General features: G+C 70.2%; 10 protein-coding genes. 7 read left to right on the plus strand and 3 right to left on the minus strand.

What is annotated here, in order from left to right:
• Positions 1-3: 3 nt before the first annotated feature.
• Positions 4-978, minus strand: a complete 975-nt coding sequence (locus POF73_RS24040; protein ID WP_272118930.1) for a hypothetical protein — start codon at positions 976-978, stop codon at positions 4-6.
• A gap of 202 nt (positions 979-1,180) precedes the next feature.
• On the opposite strand from POF73_RS24040, the gene POF73_RS24045 reads away from it, so the two are divergent.
• The 4 genes from POF73_RS24045 (at position 1,181) to POF73_RS24060 (ending at position 7,768) form a co-directional block, all read left to right on the plus strand.
• Positions 1,181-4,030: an AfsR/SARP family transcriptional regulator gene (locus POF73_RS24045; protein ID WP_272118932.1), complete on the plus strand. Its 2,850-nt coding sequence runs from the start codon at positions 1,181-1,183 to the stop codon at positions 4,028-4,030.
• Between the two features lie 99 nt (positions 4,031-4,129).
• Positions 4,130-5,113, plus strand: a complete 984-nt coding sequence (locus tag POF73_RS24050) for an alpha/beta fold hydrolase (RefSeq protein WP_272118934.1) — start codon at positions 4,130-4,132, stop codon at positions 5,111-5,113.
• A 212-nt stretch (positions 5,114-5,325) separates the two neighbouring features.
• Entirely contained in the window at positions 5,326-7,008 is a 1,683-nt protein-coding gene (locus POF73_RS24055) for an Eco57I restriction-modification methylase domain-containing protein (RefSeq protein ID WP_272118936.1), read from the plus strand.
• Positions 7,009-7,018: 10 nt separating this feature from the next.
• Complete coding sequence (locus tag POF73_RS24060) at positions 7,019-7,768, plus strand: PaeR7I family type II restriction endonuclease (protein WP_272118938.1); 750 nt, start codon at positions 7,019-7,021, stop codon at positions 7,766-7,768.
• A gap of 21 nt (positions 7,769-7,789) precedes the next feature.
• On the opposite strand, the gene POF73_RS24065 is transcribed toward POF73_RS24060, so the two are convergent.
• Positions 7,790-8,389 (minus strand): effector-associated domain EAD1-containing protein, encoded by a 600-nt coding sequence (locus POF73_RS24065; protein ID WP_272118940.1) that lies wholly within the window; start codon positions 8,387-8,389, stop codon positions 7,790-7,792.
• A gap of 522 nt (positions 8,390-8,911) precedes the next feature.
• Positions 8,912-10,030, minus strand: a complete 1,119-nt coding sequence (gene serC, locus POF73_RS24070) for a phosphoserine transaminase (RefSeq protein ID WP_272118942.1) — start codon at positions 10,028-10,030, stop codon at positions 8,912-8,914.
• A gap of 131 nt (positions 10,031-10,161) precedes the next feature.
• On the opposite strand from serC, the gene POF73_RS24075 reads away from it, so the two are divergent.
• The 3 genes from POF73_RS24075 (at position 10,162) to POF73_RS24085 (ending at position 15,206) form a co-directional block, all read left to right on the plus strand.
• A complete protein-coding gene (locus POF73_RS24075; RefSeq protein WP_272118944.1) occupies positions 10,162-13,251 on the plus strand; it encodes an FAD-binding and (Fe-S)-binding domain-containing protein in 3,090 nt (1,029 codons plus the stop codon).
• Positions 13,229-14,011, plus strand: coding sequence for a metallophosphoesterase family protein (locus tag POF73_RS24080; protein ID WP_272118946.1), 783 nt, complete (start codon positions 13,229-13,231; stop codon positions 14,009-14,011). Before POF73_RS24075 ends, POF73_RS24080 begins: the two co-directional genes overlap by 23 nt.
• A 205-nt stretch (positions 14,012-14,216) precedes the next feature.
• Positions 14,217-15,206, plus strand: coding sequence for an EamA family transporter (locus tag POF73_RS24085; RefSeq protein ID WP_272119086.1), 990 nt, complete (start codon positions 14,217-14,219; stop codon positions 15,204-15,206).
• Positions 15,207-15,295: the final 89 nt, after the last annotated feature.

Here is a 15,295-nt window from a genome sequence, read left to right on the forward strand (position 1 = left end):
TGGTCACTCCTTGGATGTGGATGTGGATGTGGACGGGGTTGGGATTGGGGTCGATCGGTCGGCCGGCGGGAGGGCGCGGGCGCGTTGCAGGGCCGCGCGTTCCAGCCGGAGCTTGCTGCGGACCTCGGCGCGGTACCGGTTCCGCAGCTGTGCGTCGTAGTGCCGGTCGAGGCGTCGGGCGGTTGCGGAGAGGCCGCTGTCGTGGGCGCATTCGGCCTCGGCGACGGCTGTGCGGACTTCCTTTCGGCGGCGTGCGTCGCCGTCCTTCGCCGCCGTCGCCTTCGTGGTGTCGTTGAAGGCGTCCCGGGGCTGGTAGGGGTCGCTGTAGTTCATTCCTCGGCCGCGCATGCAGGCCGACCACTTCTTCACGGCGGCCTTGAACTCCCCGTCCGCCGCGACCTTTTGCTGACGCAGCGGAGGAAGCGCCCCGATGACGACATCGGCGTGGAACCACTTGGCGAGGTCGCTGTAGAGCTGTGTCTGGGCCTGCGCGGTACAGCCGTCGTCGATGCGGCCGACGGTCATGCCGTTCGGAGCCCGGACCTCCAGCCGGTCGGCGGACTGGGCGCCGTTGTAGGCGGCGACGGCACGCCGGCGGTCGGTCTGTGACAGCCCGGCGAAGTAGCGCGAGTTGGGGTCGGTCGCGCGCAGCCGCTCACGGCGGACCTCCAGGTCGCTCCCGTAACCGTGCCGCGCGGCCCACCGGACGTCGTCGATGACGTACGGGAAGTCGCGGTCCTCGGGGAGCGGCCGGCGCGGCACGGGCTGCATCCGGAAGCCGCGGGCGGCCATGCAGGAACGGGTGAGCTGTTGCTCGGCGTCGTACAGCAGTTGCCGCTCCGGCTCGGTGAGCGGCCGTGCCGCGGAGGCGTCCGGGTCGGTCGAGGACGACGGTGCCTGGCAGGAAACCGTCGCGAGCGCGGCCGCCATGCTGACCACGATCAGCGCAGTGTGCCGATGGAACCGGTGACGACGCACACCATCCTCCTCAGATCCGGCATCGCTCGCCCGTGACGGGCCGAGAAGTCCCCTGTGCCCCTCGGCGCCACGGGCCGTTGGCCACACGATGTGGCGTGAATGTGGGCAGGAACCTTGCGGGAACCTTGCTTCACTGGTCAGCGCGGGTGGCCGGTGCGGCGGTGGCGGACCGCTGACCGGACTGCGCGGAGCGACCTCGGGGATGGGCGTGATGGAGTTCGTGGTGCTGGGCCCTGTCGAGTTGCACGGCGCGGACGGAGCCGTCGTGGATCCGGGGCCGGCCAAACAGCGCACCGTTCTGGCGGCGTTGCTGGTGGACGCGGGCCGGTGGGTGGCGGTGGAGACGCTGATCGACCGGGTGTGGGGGGAGGATCTGCCCGCCCACGTGCGGCCCTCGCTCTACGCGTACGTCGCCCGGATCCGCCGGATGCTGGCCGCGACGGCCACCCCGCAGGAAGAGGCGCAGCTGCGGCGCGGGCCGGGAGGGTATCTGCTCGACGTGCCCGCCGACCGGGTCGATCTGCACCGGTTCCAGCGGCTGGTGGAGCGGGCGCGCGAGGCGGACCCGGACCGCACGGACGCCCAGCGGGCGGCGGTGCTGCGGGAGGCGCTCGGGCTGTGGCGCGGTGAGCCGTTGGCGGGGCTCGCCGGGGATTGGGTACGGCGGACCCGGGAGGGGTGGCGTCAGCAGCGGATCGAGGCGGTGCTGGACTGGGCCGAGGTCGAGCTGCGGGTGGGAAACCCGGCCGGGGTGATCGGCGAGTTGACGACCCTGGTCGCCGAGCATCCGCTGGTCGAACCGCTCACCGTGGCGTTGATGCGGGCGCTGCGGGCCGCCGGGCGTGGGCCGGAGGCCCTGGCCTGCTTCGCCGTACTGCAGAAGCGGCTGGCCGAGGAGCTGGGCGCGGATCCGGGTGCCGAGGCACGGCAGGTGCATCAGGCGATCCTGTGCGGCGAGTCCGGCCCGCCCCCGGCACGCGGCGCGCCGCGCACGCCGGCCGGTGCCGGGCCGGGGTCCGGCCGGGCCGTACCGGCTCAGTTGCCCCTGGAGACACGGGGGTTCACCGGCCGCGCGGACGAACTGGCCCGGCTGGACGGCATCCTGGCCGCCACGGCGCAACGGAGGGCCGCGGTGGTCGTCTCGGCGGTGTCGGGGACGGCCGGGGTGGGCAAGACCGCGCTGGCGGTGCACTGGGGGCACCGCGTCGCCGACCGTTTCCCGGACGGTCGGCTCTATGTCGACCTGCGCGGCTTCGACCCGTCGGGGACGGCCGTGACGCCCGATCAGGCGGTACGGGGATTCCTCGACGCGCTGGGCGTGCCGTCCGCGCACCTCCCGGTGGACCTTCAGGCACGGGTGGGCCTGTACCGCAGTCTGCTGGCCGGGCGGCGGGTCCTGATCGTGCTGGACAACGCCCGGGACGCCGATCAGGTGCGGCCGCTGCTGCCCGGCTCGGCGGGCTGCCTGGCCGTGGTGACCAGTCGTAGCCGGCTCACGGGCCTGGTCGCCGCGGAGGGCGCGCACCCCCTTCCGCTGGACGTGCTCTCCCCGGCCGAGGCGCGCGACCTGCTGACCCACCGGCTCGGCACGCAGCGGGTGGCCGCCGAACCGGACGCCGTGGCGGAGATCATCACCCGGTGCGGCAGCCTCCCGCTCGCCCTGGCCGTCGCCACCGCCCGCGCCGCCGCCCACCCGGCCTTCCCCCTGGGAGCCGTCGCCGACGAACTCCGCGACAGCCACGGCAGCCTCGACGCCTTCGCCGGGGGCGACCTCTCCACCGACGTACGGGCCGTCTTCTCCTGGTCCTACGAGGCCCTGACCCCCGTACAGGCCCGGCTGTTCGCGCTGCTCGGACTGGCTCCCGGCGCAGACATCGGGCTGTTCGCGCTCGCCTCCCTGGCCGGCCTGCCCGGCTCGGAGACCCGCGCGGTGCTGCGCGCCCTGGAGAACCTGCACCTCGTCGAGCAGCACGAGCCCGGCCGCTGGCGGATGCACGATCTCGTACGCCTCTACGCCGCCGAGCGCGGCCGTGCGGACCTCTCACCCGACGACCGGGACGCCGCACTGCGCCGGCTCATCGCGTTCTACCTGCACACCGCGTGCGCGACCCGTCGGCTGTTGGGGATGGACGAGATGCCGCCCGGGCTCGGCGATCCCGAGCCCGGTTGCCGGCCGCAACGGTTGAACACGCAGGCGGAGGCGGTGCGGTGGCTCGCCGGCGAACTGCCCAATCTGCTCGCCGCGCAACGCCTGGCGGCCGACCTCGGCCGGCGGCGACTCGTGTGGCAGATCGCCTGGAGCGTGGACCACTTCCAGAGTCTGCTGGGGCACGTCCACGACAAGGTCGCGCTGTGGCAGGCCGCCCTCGCCGCCCTGGACTCCGACGACGCACTGGATGTGCACGTCATGGTCCACCGGCAGCTCGGGCACGCCGCCGCCCACGCCGGATCGCACGACGAGGCCACGCGACACCTGAAGCATGCGCTGACCCTGGCCGAGCGGGCCGGCGCTCGCGGCATCCAGGCCCGTATCCACCTGACGATCGCGCAGGCGTACGGGCAGCAGGACCGCCCCCGTGACGCCCTGGAGCACTCCATCCGCGCCTTGCGGCTTCACAAGGAGCTGGATCACCCCGCGGCGAAGGCCGCCACGCTCAACTCGGTGGGCTGGTACAGCGCCCGGCTCGGCGACCACGACCAGGCCCGCCTCCACTGCGAAGCGGCGCTGCCGCTGGCCCGGCGCATCGGGCACGAGGGCATCGAGGCCGACGTCCTGGACAGCCTCGGCTATATCGCCCACCACACCGGCCGTCACCAGGAAGCGGTGGACCACTACCGGCTCGCCGTGGCCCGGTACCGCGCCGTCGGCGGCGACTACTGGGCCGCCGACACCCTCGACCGCCTGGGCCACGCGTACCACGCCCTGGGCAGGCGGGCAGCGGCGCGCACCACATGGGAGGAGGCGGCGGCGATGTACGGAGACCAGCACCGCAGCGCCCTCGCCGAACGCGTCCAGCGCCAACTGGACGACCTGGGTCCGACGGTGACGTGACCACGGCCCGCCGACGGGAGGAAGGCCATCGGCCGAAGCCGGCGGCGCCAAGGGGTTGCGGCCGCAACTGCGTGTACCGTACAGGCGTAAGCTCGCCCCATGGTTTCGCACCGCATGATCGACGTGAACGGTATCCGGCTGCACATGGCGGAGGAGGGTGAGGGGCCGCTCGTCGTGCTGCTGCACGGCTTTCCCGAGTCCTGGCACTCCTGGCGTCACCAGTTCGGGCCGCTGGCCGCCGCCGGGTTCCGGGTGGTCGCCCCGGACCAGCGGGGATACGGCCGTAGTGACCACCCGGAGAGCGCGGACGCGTACAGCATCCTGCACCTCGTCGGGGACGTGATCGGGCTGATCCACGCCCTGGGCGAGGAGCGGGCGTTCGTCGTCGGGCACGACTGGGGCGCGCCCGTGGCCTGGCACACCGCGCTGCTGCGGCCCGACGTGGTGCGCGGGGTGGCGGGGCTGAGCGTGCCGCCGCCGTTCCGCGGGGAACGTCCGCCGCTCGTCGCCATGCAGGAGCAGTTCGGCGGACGGTTCTACTGGAACTACTTCGACCGGCCCGGGGTCGCCGACGCCGAGTTCGCCCTGGACACGCGCACCGCCCTGCGCAAGCTGTTCTACTCCGCCTCCGGTGACGCCCCCGACGCCGGCCGCCCCGACCAGGCCCTGGTGGCCGACCCGGAGCGGGGCTGGCTCGCCGACATGACCGACCCCGAGGTGCTGCCGGCCTGGCTCACCGAGGACGACCTGGACGAGCTCACCGAGAGCTACGCCAAGGGGTTCACCGGCGCCCTGAACTGGTACCGCAACCTCGACCGCAACTGGGAGCTGACCGCCGCCTGGCACGACGCGGTCGTCAGCCCGCCCGCCCTGTACATGTACGGCGACCGTGACCTCGTCCCCGCCTTTCCGGGCACACCTGAACTCATCGCCAAACTCCCGGAGTTGATGCCCAACCTGCGCAGCGAGCCGATCCTCCTGCCGGGCTGCGGCCACTGGACCCAGCAGGAGCGGCCCGAGGAAGTGAACGCCGCACTGATCGAGTTCCTGACCGGACTGCGGGGCCGACCCACGCAGGACTGACGCAGGGCCGAGATAGGGCCGAGGTAGGGCCGAGGTACGACGAAGGGCGCCCGGTGTTCGCCGGGCGCCCTGCGGTGTTGTGGTGATCAGGGCACAGTGCGCGACGCCCCGTGGGCGTGCGGCCTCCCGGGAGGATGGGGCGAGCTGCGGAAGCACGAGTGCGGTGGTCAGCAGCTGCGCCGCGCCCACAGCCCGGGCGGTAGGGTCGGGGCGTGGAAACTGAGCTCCTTCGCAGCGCCCCTGCAGGCGCACTCGCCCTTCCCGAGGCGCTGCAGGAAGCTGTGCGGCATGGCGAGGTCTTCACCCGCCGCTGGGTCGTCGAGGCAATCCTTGACCTGGTCGGCTACAAGGATGCGCTCGACCTGGCCGACCTACGGATCATCGAGCCTGCATGCGGCCAAGGAGCCTTCCTCTCTCCTATTGCGGCGAGGCTCAGCGCCTCATGTCGAAACCACGGCCGTCCTCTCCTCGACGCGATCGACGCGATCAGGGCTTTCGATCTGGTCGAGATGAACGTCGAACGGAGCCGAGCGACCGTCGCAGCGCAACTCACCGACGACGGCTGGAGTGCCTCCGAGGTGGAGAAGGTCGTTTCCTCATGGATCAGGCACGGGGACTTCCTCCTGCAGGAGGCGAACGCAGAAACCGCCGACTTTGTCGTGGGCAATCCTCCGTACATCCGGTTGGAGGATGTGCCGGACGACCGCATGAAGGCGTATCGCAAGGCGTGCACCAGCATGAACGGCCGGGCCGACATCTACATCGGTTTCTACGAGACCGGTCTGCGCAGGCTCAAGAAGGGCGGGACGCTCGGCTTCATCTGCGCTGACCGCTGGATGAGGAACCAGTACGGCCGTGGACTCCGCAAACTCGTGACCCGCGACTACAGCATGGACCTGGTGCTCACGATGCATGACGTGGACGCCTTCGAAGAGCAGGTCTCCGCGTATCCCGCTGTGACCGTTGTCAGTCGCAGGGATCAAGGTACGGCCATCGTGGCCGACACGACGGCCGGATTCGGCGATGAGGCGGCCCGGGAGTTCGCACTGTGGGCGGCGGAGTCGAGCGAAGGCCTTGTCGAGCAGCCGACTTATCACGCTGCTCGTCTTCCGCACTGGTTCCCTGGCGAGGACTCCTGGCCGTCGGCTTCGCCGACTCGCCTGGCCATGCTGGAGGAGTTGAGCGATCGCTTTCGCCTCCTGGAGGATGAATGCACCGGCACCCGTGTGGGAATCGGTGTCGCGACCGGCGCCGACAAAGTATTCATCACTCATGATGGGAAAACGGCCGAGCCAGGACGCATGCAACCCCTCGCCATGGTCAAGGACACGACCAGCGGTAAGATCAACTGGGGTGGAAATTACCTTGTCAACCCCTGGGATTCCCAGGGACAACTCGTTGATCTTGACGCCTATCCCAAACTGGCCGTTTACTTCGAACGACACCGCGAGGTGTTGGGCAAGCGCTATGTGGCGATGAAGCAGCCGAGCCGCTGGTACAAGACCATCGATAAAGTCGACCCCGAGTTGGCGAGGCGGCCCAAGCTTCTGTTTCCGGACATGAAGCTGACGATCCATCCGGTATTGGATGAAGGCGGGCTGTATCCTCATCACAACCTGTACTACATCGTGTCGGAAGTATGGGATATGCGTGTTCTTGGTGGCCTCCTGCTTTCAAGGGTCGCCGAGGCGTTCGTGGAGGCGTACGCCGTCAAGATGCGTGGTGGAACGCTCCGCTTCCAGGCTCAGTACCTCCGCAAGATCCGAGTTCCGGACCCCGCTGAAATGCAGGAAGAGGATCGTAAGGCGCTGGCGAGGGCCTTCGACGAGCGGGACGTGGAAGCCGCGACCGAGGCCGCGCTGCGCGCGTACGGCCTCGACCATTTTCCTGACTAGGGGACGTGTTGTGACCGTCAGTCGCGAAGACTTCGAAGCGGCCGTTGCCGCGTACTGGGACGCCAAGAACGCTCAGCGAGAGCTGTCTGCCATCAGGGACGCCGTAGGGGCGGGGACGGCCGGCTCGGTGCGAGGAGGCAAGCATTTTGACCATATCGCTTTGCTGCTTGCCAAGTTCTTCCTTGACGCCGGCTATGCGCCGGGGGATATCCGGGTAAATACGAAACAGGGCCTGGAGCTTCCTGGGTACTATCGACCCCAGAAGCAGTGGGATCTCGTGGTGACCCATGGCGACACCTTGGTTGCTGCCTTCGAGCTCAAGGCTCTGGGCGGGCCTTCGTTCGGAAACAACTACAACAACCGGGTCGAAGAAGCGCTAGGCAGCGCTGTGGACCTGCGCCGTGCTGCACTGGCAGATGCTTTTCCTGGAGAGAAGCCCTGGCTTGGGTATTTCTTCATCATGGAGGATCACCCCAAGTCCCGTAGTTCGGTGTCGGTGCGGAAGGGCCCCTTCCCGGTCGAGCGGATCTGGCTGGGGAAGTCCTACCAAGACAGGTTCGCCATCTTCTGTGAGCGCCTGATGGACGAGGGTTTGTACGACTCCGTCTGCTACATCACGTCCTCGAAGGAGGATCCCAAGCCTGTGGAGCCGGTGGTCGGTCTCGACTGGCGTCACTTCTCGGCAGGCATCAATGCGCGCATCAGGTATCTGCAGGAGCTGGGCTTGCCTGGAATCGATGAGGATATTCTGCCGCTGTAACTGGACCGGTGCGCCGTTCCCTCAGTCCGGCACAATGTCGCGTAGCGCCTGAAGGAGCTTACGTAGCTGTTCCTGGTCTCCTTCGGAGTTCTGCGCTGCCGACTCGATCAGCCTCTCCAAGCCCTCCACGGAAGACTTGCTGCGCACATACTCCACGATGTTGGCCCAGTAGCCGATCGTGCTCGGATCGCCCGCCACGTAGTAATCGCTGGGCAGGCCGGCCTCGTCCAGGAATTGGTATGCCCTGCTCTTCTGGGGAAAGAGCGACAAGAGCACGGCGGACAGGGCCGATTCGAAAATGTCCGACCAATCTGCCCTGTATGGTTCCAGATTGGGAAGTGGCGTCGATGAACCATCGGCGCGCTGAGGCTCCCGCGCCGATGGAAGGCCACCACCGAGAGTTGGCTGCAACGGCGGCCCTTCGCCGCCCCGGACGACCGAATCCTCGCGAGCGGCTGAGATCCACAACTCGTGGAACCGGGAAACCTCTTCTTCAGGGTCCTGATCAGCCAGCTGGGCAAGGGCGTGGGCCAGTTCACGAACGACTTTCAGCGAGGGCAGGTCCGTGCTGCTGAACACGGCATGGATGCGGCTCTTGGAGTAGACGGACTCTTGCGCCATATCCGGGCAAGTCGGCCACCCGGCCCGCAAGTGCAACTCGTGCAGTGCTTCGTTGAGTTCCCTGAGAGCACCCGGGGGAAGCCCTGGCTTCTTCAAGGACCGAATCACCGCTTACCTCCCCGTCGACGGTCCAGAACCGTCCAGAAACGTCCAGCAACCCTCGCATGTCATCCAAACATGTGCTCGGACGCCCTAAGGCATCGCAGGGTGGCCGCGCACGTCCCGAGCCGCTGGAGAGGGGTGACGCTGGATGCAGGGCGCCCAGCCTGGGGCGCATGACCAGGAGGCTCTGGAAGCCATGCCGAAGAACTCCGCCTCCGAGCGGAAGTCAACCTCCAAGCGGTTGATCCGAACCGCGTTGTTCGCATGTGTCCGTGGGGCGGCGTACACGGCAGGCGCTGTCATGGTGACAGCGGCTGTCTGGTGGTTGCAGAACCTCTAGCCTGCGTGCCGATGACCGACGTACGACGAAGGGCGCCCGGTGTTCGCCGGGCGCCCTTCGGTGTTGTGTAGCGGAGACGGCTACAGCTTCTCGATCACGTAGTCGACGCACTTCGTCAGTGCCTCGATGTCCGCCGGGTCGATCGCCGGGAACATCGCGACGCGGAGCTGGTTGCGGCCGAGCTTGCGGTAGGGCTCGGTGTCGACGATGCCGTTGGCGCGCAGGACCTTGGCGACGGCGGCGGCGTCGACCTCGTCCGTGAAGTCGATCGTGCCGATGACCGCCGAGCGCTTGGCGGGGTCGGTGACGAACGGGTTGGCGTACTTGATGTCCTCGGCCCAGCCATACAGGGTCCGGGCGGAGGTGGCCGTGCGGCGGACCGCCCAGTCCAGGCCGCCCTGGCCGTTGATCCACTCCAGCTGCTGGTTCAGCAGGAAGAGGGTGGACAGGGCCGGGGTGTTGTACGTCTGGTTCTTGCGGGAGTTGTCGATCGCCGTGGGGAGGCTGAAGAACTCCGGGACGTGGCGGCCGGACGCGTGGATACGCTCGGCGCGCTCGATCGCGGCCGGGGAGAAGACGCCGATCCACAGGCCGCCGTCGGAGGCGAAGGACTTCTGCGGGGCGAAGTAGTAGACGTCCGTCTCGGAGACGTCGACCGGGAGACCGCCGGCGCCCGACGTGGCGTCGACCAGGACCAGCGCGCCCTCGTCGGCACCGGCCACACGCTTGATCGGCATGGCGACGCCGGTGGAGGTCTCGTTGTGCGTGAAGGCATAGACGTCGACGCCCGCCTCGGCGGCCGGCTCCGGGTGCGTGCCGGGGTCGCTGGCGATGACGGTGGGCTCGGCCAGCCAGGGGGCCAGCTTCGCGGCCTTCGCGAACTTCGAGCTGAACTCGCCGAAGTTCAGGTGCTGCGACTTGTTCTCGATCAGGCCGTGCGTCGCGATGTCCCAGAACGCCGTCGAGCCGCCGTTGCCGAGGACGACCTCGTAGCCCTCGGGGAGCTGGAACAGCTCGCTGATGCCCTCGCGCACCTGGCCGACCAGGTTCTTGACCGGGGCCTGGCGGTGGGAGGTACCGAGGAGGGAGGTTCCGGTGGCGGCCAGCGCGTCCAGCGCTTCCGTCCGCACCTTGGAGGGGCCCGCGCCGAAACGTCCGTCGGCGGGCTTGATGTCAGCGGGAATCTGGATCTCAGCCACGGGGTGAGGTTAGCCGGTGGGGGAAACCTGGGCGAAACCTCGTCCGTCGGATGAGACGGCGTTTCGGTGGGCGGGCCGGGTTGTGCCGGACGCCGGCTGATTCGCTGGACGCCGGCTGATTTGCTGGAGGCATGTCGGAACTTGAGGCGGAACTGCGCAGGGTCGTCCGAGGCGAGGTCGGGTTCGGTGTCACCCCACGGGCACTGGCCACCATGGACGCTTCCAACTACCGGCGAGTCCCACTCGGTGTGGTCGCACCACATGACGCCGATGACGTCGCGGCTGTGCTGGAGGTGTGCCGGGACCACATGGTGCCGGTCGTGGCGCGGGGCGGCGGCACCTCCATCGCCGGTCAGGCCACCGGCACCGGTGTGGTCCTGGACTTCACCCGGCACATGAACGGGATCCTCTCCCTGGACCCGGAGACCCGCACCGCCGTCGTCCAACCCGGCCTCGTCCTGGACCGTCTCCAGGACGCCGCCGCCCCGCACGGCCTCCGCTTCGGCCCCGACCCCTCCACCCACAGCCGCTGCACGCTCGGCGGCATGATCGGCAACAACTCGTGCGGCTCGCACTCGGTGGCCTGGGGCACGACCGCCGACAGTGTGCGCGAGCTGGAGGTACGCACCGCGCGCGGGCAACGGCTGCGGCTCGGCCAGAGGTGGGCCGGTGCGCCGGACGGACTGCGGGACCTGGCGGAAGGGGAGCTCGCCCGGCTGCGCACCGGCTTCCCCGAGCTGCCCCGCCGTATCTCCGGGTACGCGCTCGACGCGCTGCTGCCCGAGAACGGCGCCGACGTCGCCCGCTCCTTCTGCGGCAGCGAGGGCACCCTGGGCATCCTCACCGAGGCCGTCGTACGGCTCGTCGAGACGCCACGCGCGCGTGCGCTCGCCGTGCTGGCGTACCCCGACGAGAGCGCGGCCGCGGAAGCCGCCGCCGGGCTGCTGCCCCACGGGCCGCTGACCGTGGAGGGCATGGCGGCCGACCTGGTGCCGCAGTCGGCGTCGGCCGTGCTGCCGCGGGGCGGGGCCTGGTTGTTCGTGGAGACGGGCGGGGAGTCGGAGAGCGAGGCACGCGCGCGTGCGGAGGCGATCGTGCGCGCCGCCGACGTGCTCGACTCGGCGGTCGTCACCGATCCGGGCCGGCAGCGGGCGCTGTGGCGCATCCGGGAGGACGCGAGCGGTACGGCGACCCGGATGCCGGACGGGAGCGAGGCGTGGCCGGGCTGGGAGGACTGCGCGGTGCCGCCGCAGCGGCTCGGGGCGTATCTGCGGGACTTCCGCGCGCTGCTGACCGCACACGGGCTGCGCGGGACGCCGTACGGGCATTTCGGGGACGGCTGCATCCACGTCCGGATCGACTTCGACCTGCTGACGGAGACGGGCGTCGGCCGCTTCCGGCGCTTCTCCGAGGAGCTCGCCGAGGTAGTCGTGGCCCACGGGGGCTCGCTGTCCGGGGAGCACGGGGACGGACAGGCGCGGGCCGAGCTGCTGCCGAGGATGTACGGGGACGAGACGGTGGCCCTCTTCGAGCGGGCGAAGGGGGTGTGGGACCCCGACGACCTGCTCAACCCGGGGATGCTGGTGCGTCCCGCGCCCCTGGACGCGAACCTCCGGTTCGCCGTGCTGCCCCGGGAGCCGGTGGACGTGGCCTTCGGCTACCCGGCCGACGGCGGCGACTTCTCGGCGGCCGTACGGCGCTGCGTCGGGGTCGCCAAGTGCCGTGCGACGTCGGTGACCGGGTCCGCCGTCATGTGCCCGTCGTTCCGGGCCACCGGCGCCGAGGAACACTCCACGCGCGGACGTGCCCGGCTGCTGCACGAGATGCTCGCCGGGGAACTGGTGACCGACGGGTGGCGGTCGACCGAGGTGCGGGACGCGCTGGATCTGTGCCTGTCCTGCAAGGGGTGCCGGTCGGACTGTCCGGTCGAGGTGGACATGGCCACGTACAAGGCGGAGTTCCTGCACCACCACTACGCGGGGCGCCGCCGCCCGGCCGCGCACTACAGCATGGGCCGGCTGCCGCAGTGGCTCCGCCTCGTGGCACGCACGCGTACCGCCACGCTCGTCAACGCCCTGGCCGCCGTACGGCCGTTGGCGTGGGCGGCGAAACGGCTCGGCGGGATCGCGCCGGAGCGGGAGATTCCGCGCCTGGCGACGCGGACGTTCAGCCGGTGGTGGGAGCGGCGGCAGAAGGCCGAGGAACTGGAAGGGGGAGCGGCTGGTCGAGTGGATGGGGGAGTGGACGGAAGAGCGGTTGGGCGGGTGGATGGGGGAGGGAAAGACGACCTGGTCATCCTGTGGCCGGACACCTTCACCGAGCACCTCTCGCCGTCCGTGGGCCACGCGGCCGTACGGGTGCTGGAGGCGGCCGGGCTGCGCGTGGCACTGCCGCCGACGGTGCGGTTGACGGCGGGGCCGGGCGGTGACGGGACGAGGGCGGTGGCACTGGACCCGAAGTCCCTCCTACGGGGCCGGGAGCGCGTGTGCTGCGGGTTGACGTACGTCTCCACGGGGCAGCTCGATCACGCCCGCGCGGTACTGCGGCGCACGCTCGACCTGATGGAACCGGTGCTGGAGACGTCCTCCCCGGTCGTGGTCCTGGAGCCGAGCTGCGCGGCAGCCCTCCGCTCCGACCTGCCGGAACTCCTGCACGACGATCCGCGGGCCCACCGCCTCGCCGACCGCGTCCTGACCTTCGCGGAGGCGCTCCAGCGGCTGGCCCCCGACTGGACCCCGCCCCGCCTGAACCGCCCGGTGGTCGGCCAGACCCACTGTCACCAGCACGCGGTCCTCGGCGACGCCCCCGACCGCCGACTGCGTCAAGCCGCTCTGCTCTCCGGCGAACTGAGCGGCGGCTGCTGCGGCCTCGCCGGTAACTTCGGCTTCGAGAAGGGCCACTTCGAGGTCTCTGCGGCCTGTGCCGAGGAGCAGCTGCTGCCGTCGGTGCGGGACGCACAGGAGGGGGCGGTCGTACTCGCGGACGGCTTCTCGTGCCGGACCCAGCTGGAGCAGCTGGCCGGGGTGCGGGGGCGGCATCTGGCGGAGGTGCTGGCGGAGGGGCTGGAGCGCGTGGAGGGCATGAAGCCCATGGAGGGGATGGAGCCCATGGGGCGTACGGAGCCCATGCAGGGCGTGGAGGGCTTCGAGGGCACGGACGACTTGGAGCGCACGGACGACTTGGAGGGTGGGGACGGAAGTGACCGGCGAGCCGGCGGTTGAGCTGGGGCGGGTGGCCGTCCTCTCCGACATCCACGGGGTGCTCCCCGCCCTGGAGGCGGTGCTGGCGGAGCCGGAGGTCGCGGCGGCCGAGCGCATCGTGCTCACGGGGGACATCACGGCGGGACCGCAGCCCGCCCAGGTGCTCGACCTCCTGCGTCGGCAGGGCGATCGCGTGCTGTGGATCGCGGGCAACGCGGACCGGGAACTGGTCGAGTACCGAAGGGGCGAGCGCGACGAGATCCCCGACCCGATCGGCCCGTACGCGGCGGCTCAACTCACCAATGCGCAGGTCGAATTCCTCGCCGCCCGCCCCAAGACCCTCACCCTGCGCGTGCGCGGCCTCGGCGACGTCCTCTTCTGCCACGCCACGCCCCGCGACGACGAGGAGGTCGTCCTGGTCGACTCCCGCCCCGATCGGTGGGCGGAGGTCTTCGACGGGGTCGCCGACTCCGTCCGCACTGTGGTCTGCGGCCACACCCACATGCCCTATGTGCGGCTCGCACATGGGCGGCTGGTGATCAACCCGGGAAGCGTCGGGATGCCGTACGGGCGCGTGGGCGCCCACTGGTGCCTGCTGGGGCCGGGGGCCGACCTCCGGGTGACCGCGTACGACATCCCGCACGCGATCGCCCGGCTGACCTCGGAATGTGCCTACGCCGACATCGCCGACTGGGCGGACCACTTCCTCAACGCCCGAGCCACGGACGCCGACGCGCTGAGGGTGTTCGGACCGAGGGATGGCCGGGAGACGGCCTCGTAGGCTGCCCGGGGGAGTGGGGCTACCCGATCAACCGGCTGCCGCACAGGACGCTGCATCCGTACCTGGCCCGGTGGTGGCCCACTCCGGCGCATTCCCGGCGCGTTCCCGGCGAAAACCGACCTGACTGTCCACACTCCGGGACAGCCTCATAAGCGGTTCACACACCTGACGAAGTCCACTACTCTGGACTTGGCAGTACAGCATGATGAACGCACCCCGAGTCGAGCCCCCTGGAACGCCCGTGAGCACGCCCGATGCCACCGCCACCGCCACCACGTCCTCGCCGTCCCCTGCCCCGGGCGTCGCCGAGCCGACGGTCGGTGTCCCGCGCCGCTGGGGGTCGCTCGGTCCCGTGGGGCTCGTGCTCGCCGGGGGGATCTCGGTGCAGTTCGGCGGCGCCCTCGCGGTGACCCTGATGCCGCGGGCAGGAGCGCTCGGTGTGGTGGCGTTGCGGCTGCTCGTGGCCGCGGTCGTGCTGCTGGTGATCTGCCGGCCCCGGCTGCGCGGTCACTCGCGTACCGACTGGGGCACGGTGATCGTCTTCGGCATCACGATGGCCGCGATGAACGGCCTCTTCTACCAGTCGGTCGCCCGCATCCCGCTTGGTCCCGCGGTCACCCTGGAGGTGCTCGGCCCGCTCGCGCTCTCCGTGCTGACCTCACGCCGACTGGTCAACGTCGTCTGGGCCGGACTCGCCCTCGCCGGTGTCTTCCTGCTCGGCGGCGGAGGCTTCGGCAGTCTCGACCCCATGGGTGTCGCATTTGCCCTGGGTGCGGGCGCCATGTGGGCGGCCTACATCATCTTCAGCGCCCGTACGGGGCGACGCTTCCCGCAGGCCGACGGGCTGGCACTCGCCATGGCGGTGGGGGCGGTCCTGTTCCTGCCCCTGGGCATCGCCGAATCCGGCATGAAGCTCGCCGACCCGGTGACCATCGGGCTGGGCGCGGCCGTGGCGGTCCTCTCCTCGGTACTCCCCTACACGCTCGAACTGCTCGCCCTGCGCCGCCTGCCCGCGGCGACCTTCGCGATCCTGATGAGCCTGGAGCCTGCTGTCGCCGCGACCGCCGGGTTCCTCATCCTCGACCAGGCGCTGTCCACTGCCCAGGCCGTCGCCATCGCCCTCGTGATCGCGGCGAGCATGGGGGCGGTGCGGACGCAGGTCGGGCGCAGGGGGTCGGCCGCTCAGTCCGGGTGACCTCGGCTCGATCGGTCTGGGTGACCTCAGCGCGATCCGTTTGGGTGACCTGAGCTCAAGACGTACCCGGTAGCAGAGTCCGGCTTCAG

Source organism: Streptomyces sp. HD (genome assembly GCF_028369295.1).
GTDB lineage: Bacteria > Actinomycetota > Actinomycetes > Streptomycetales > Streptomycetaceae > Streptomyces.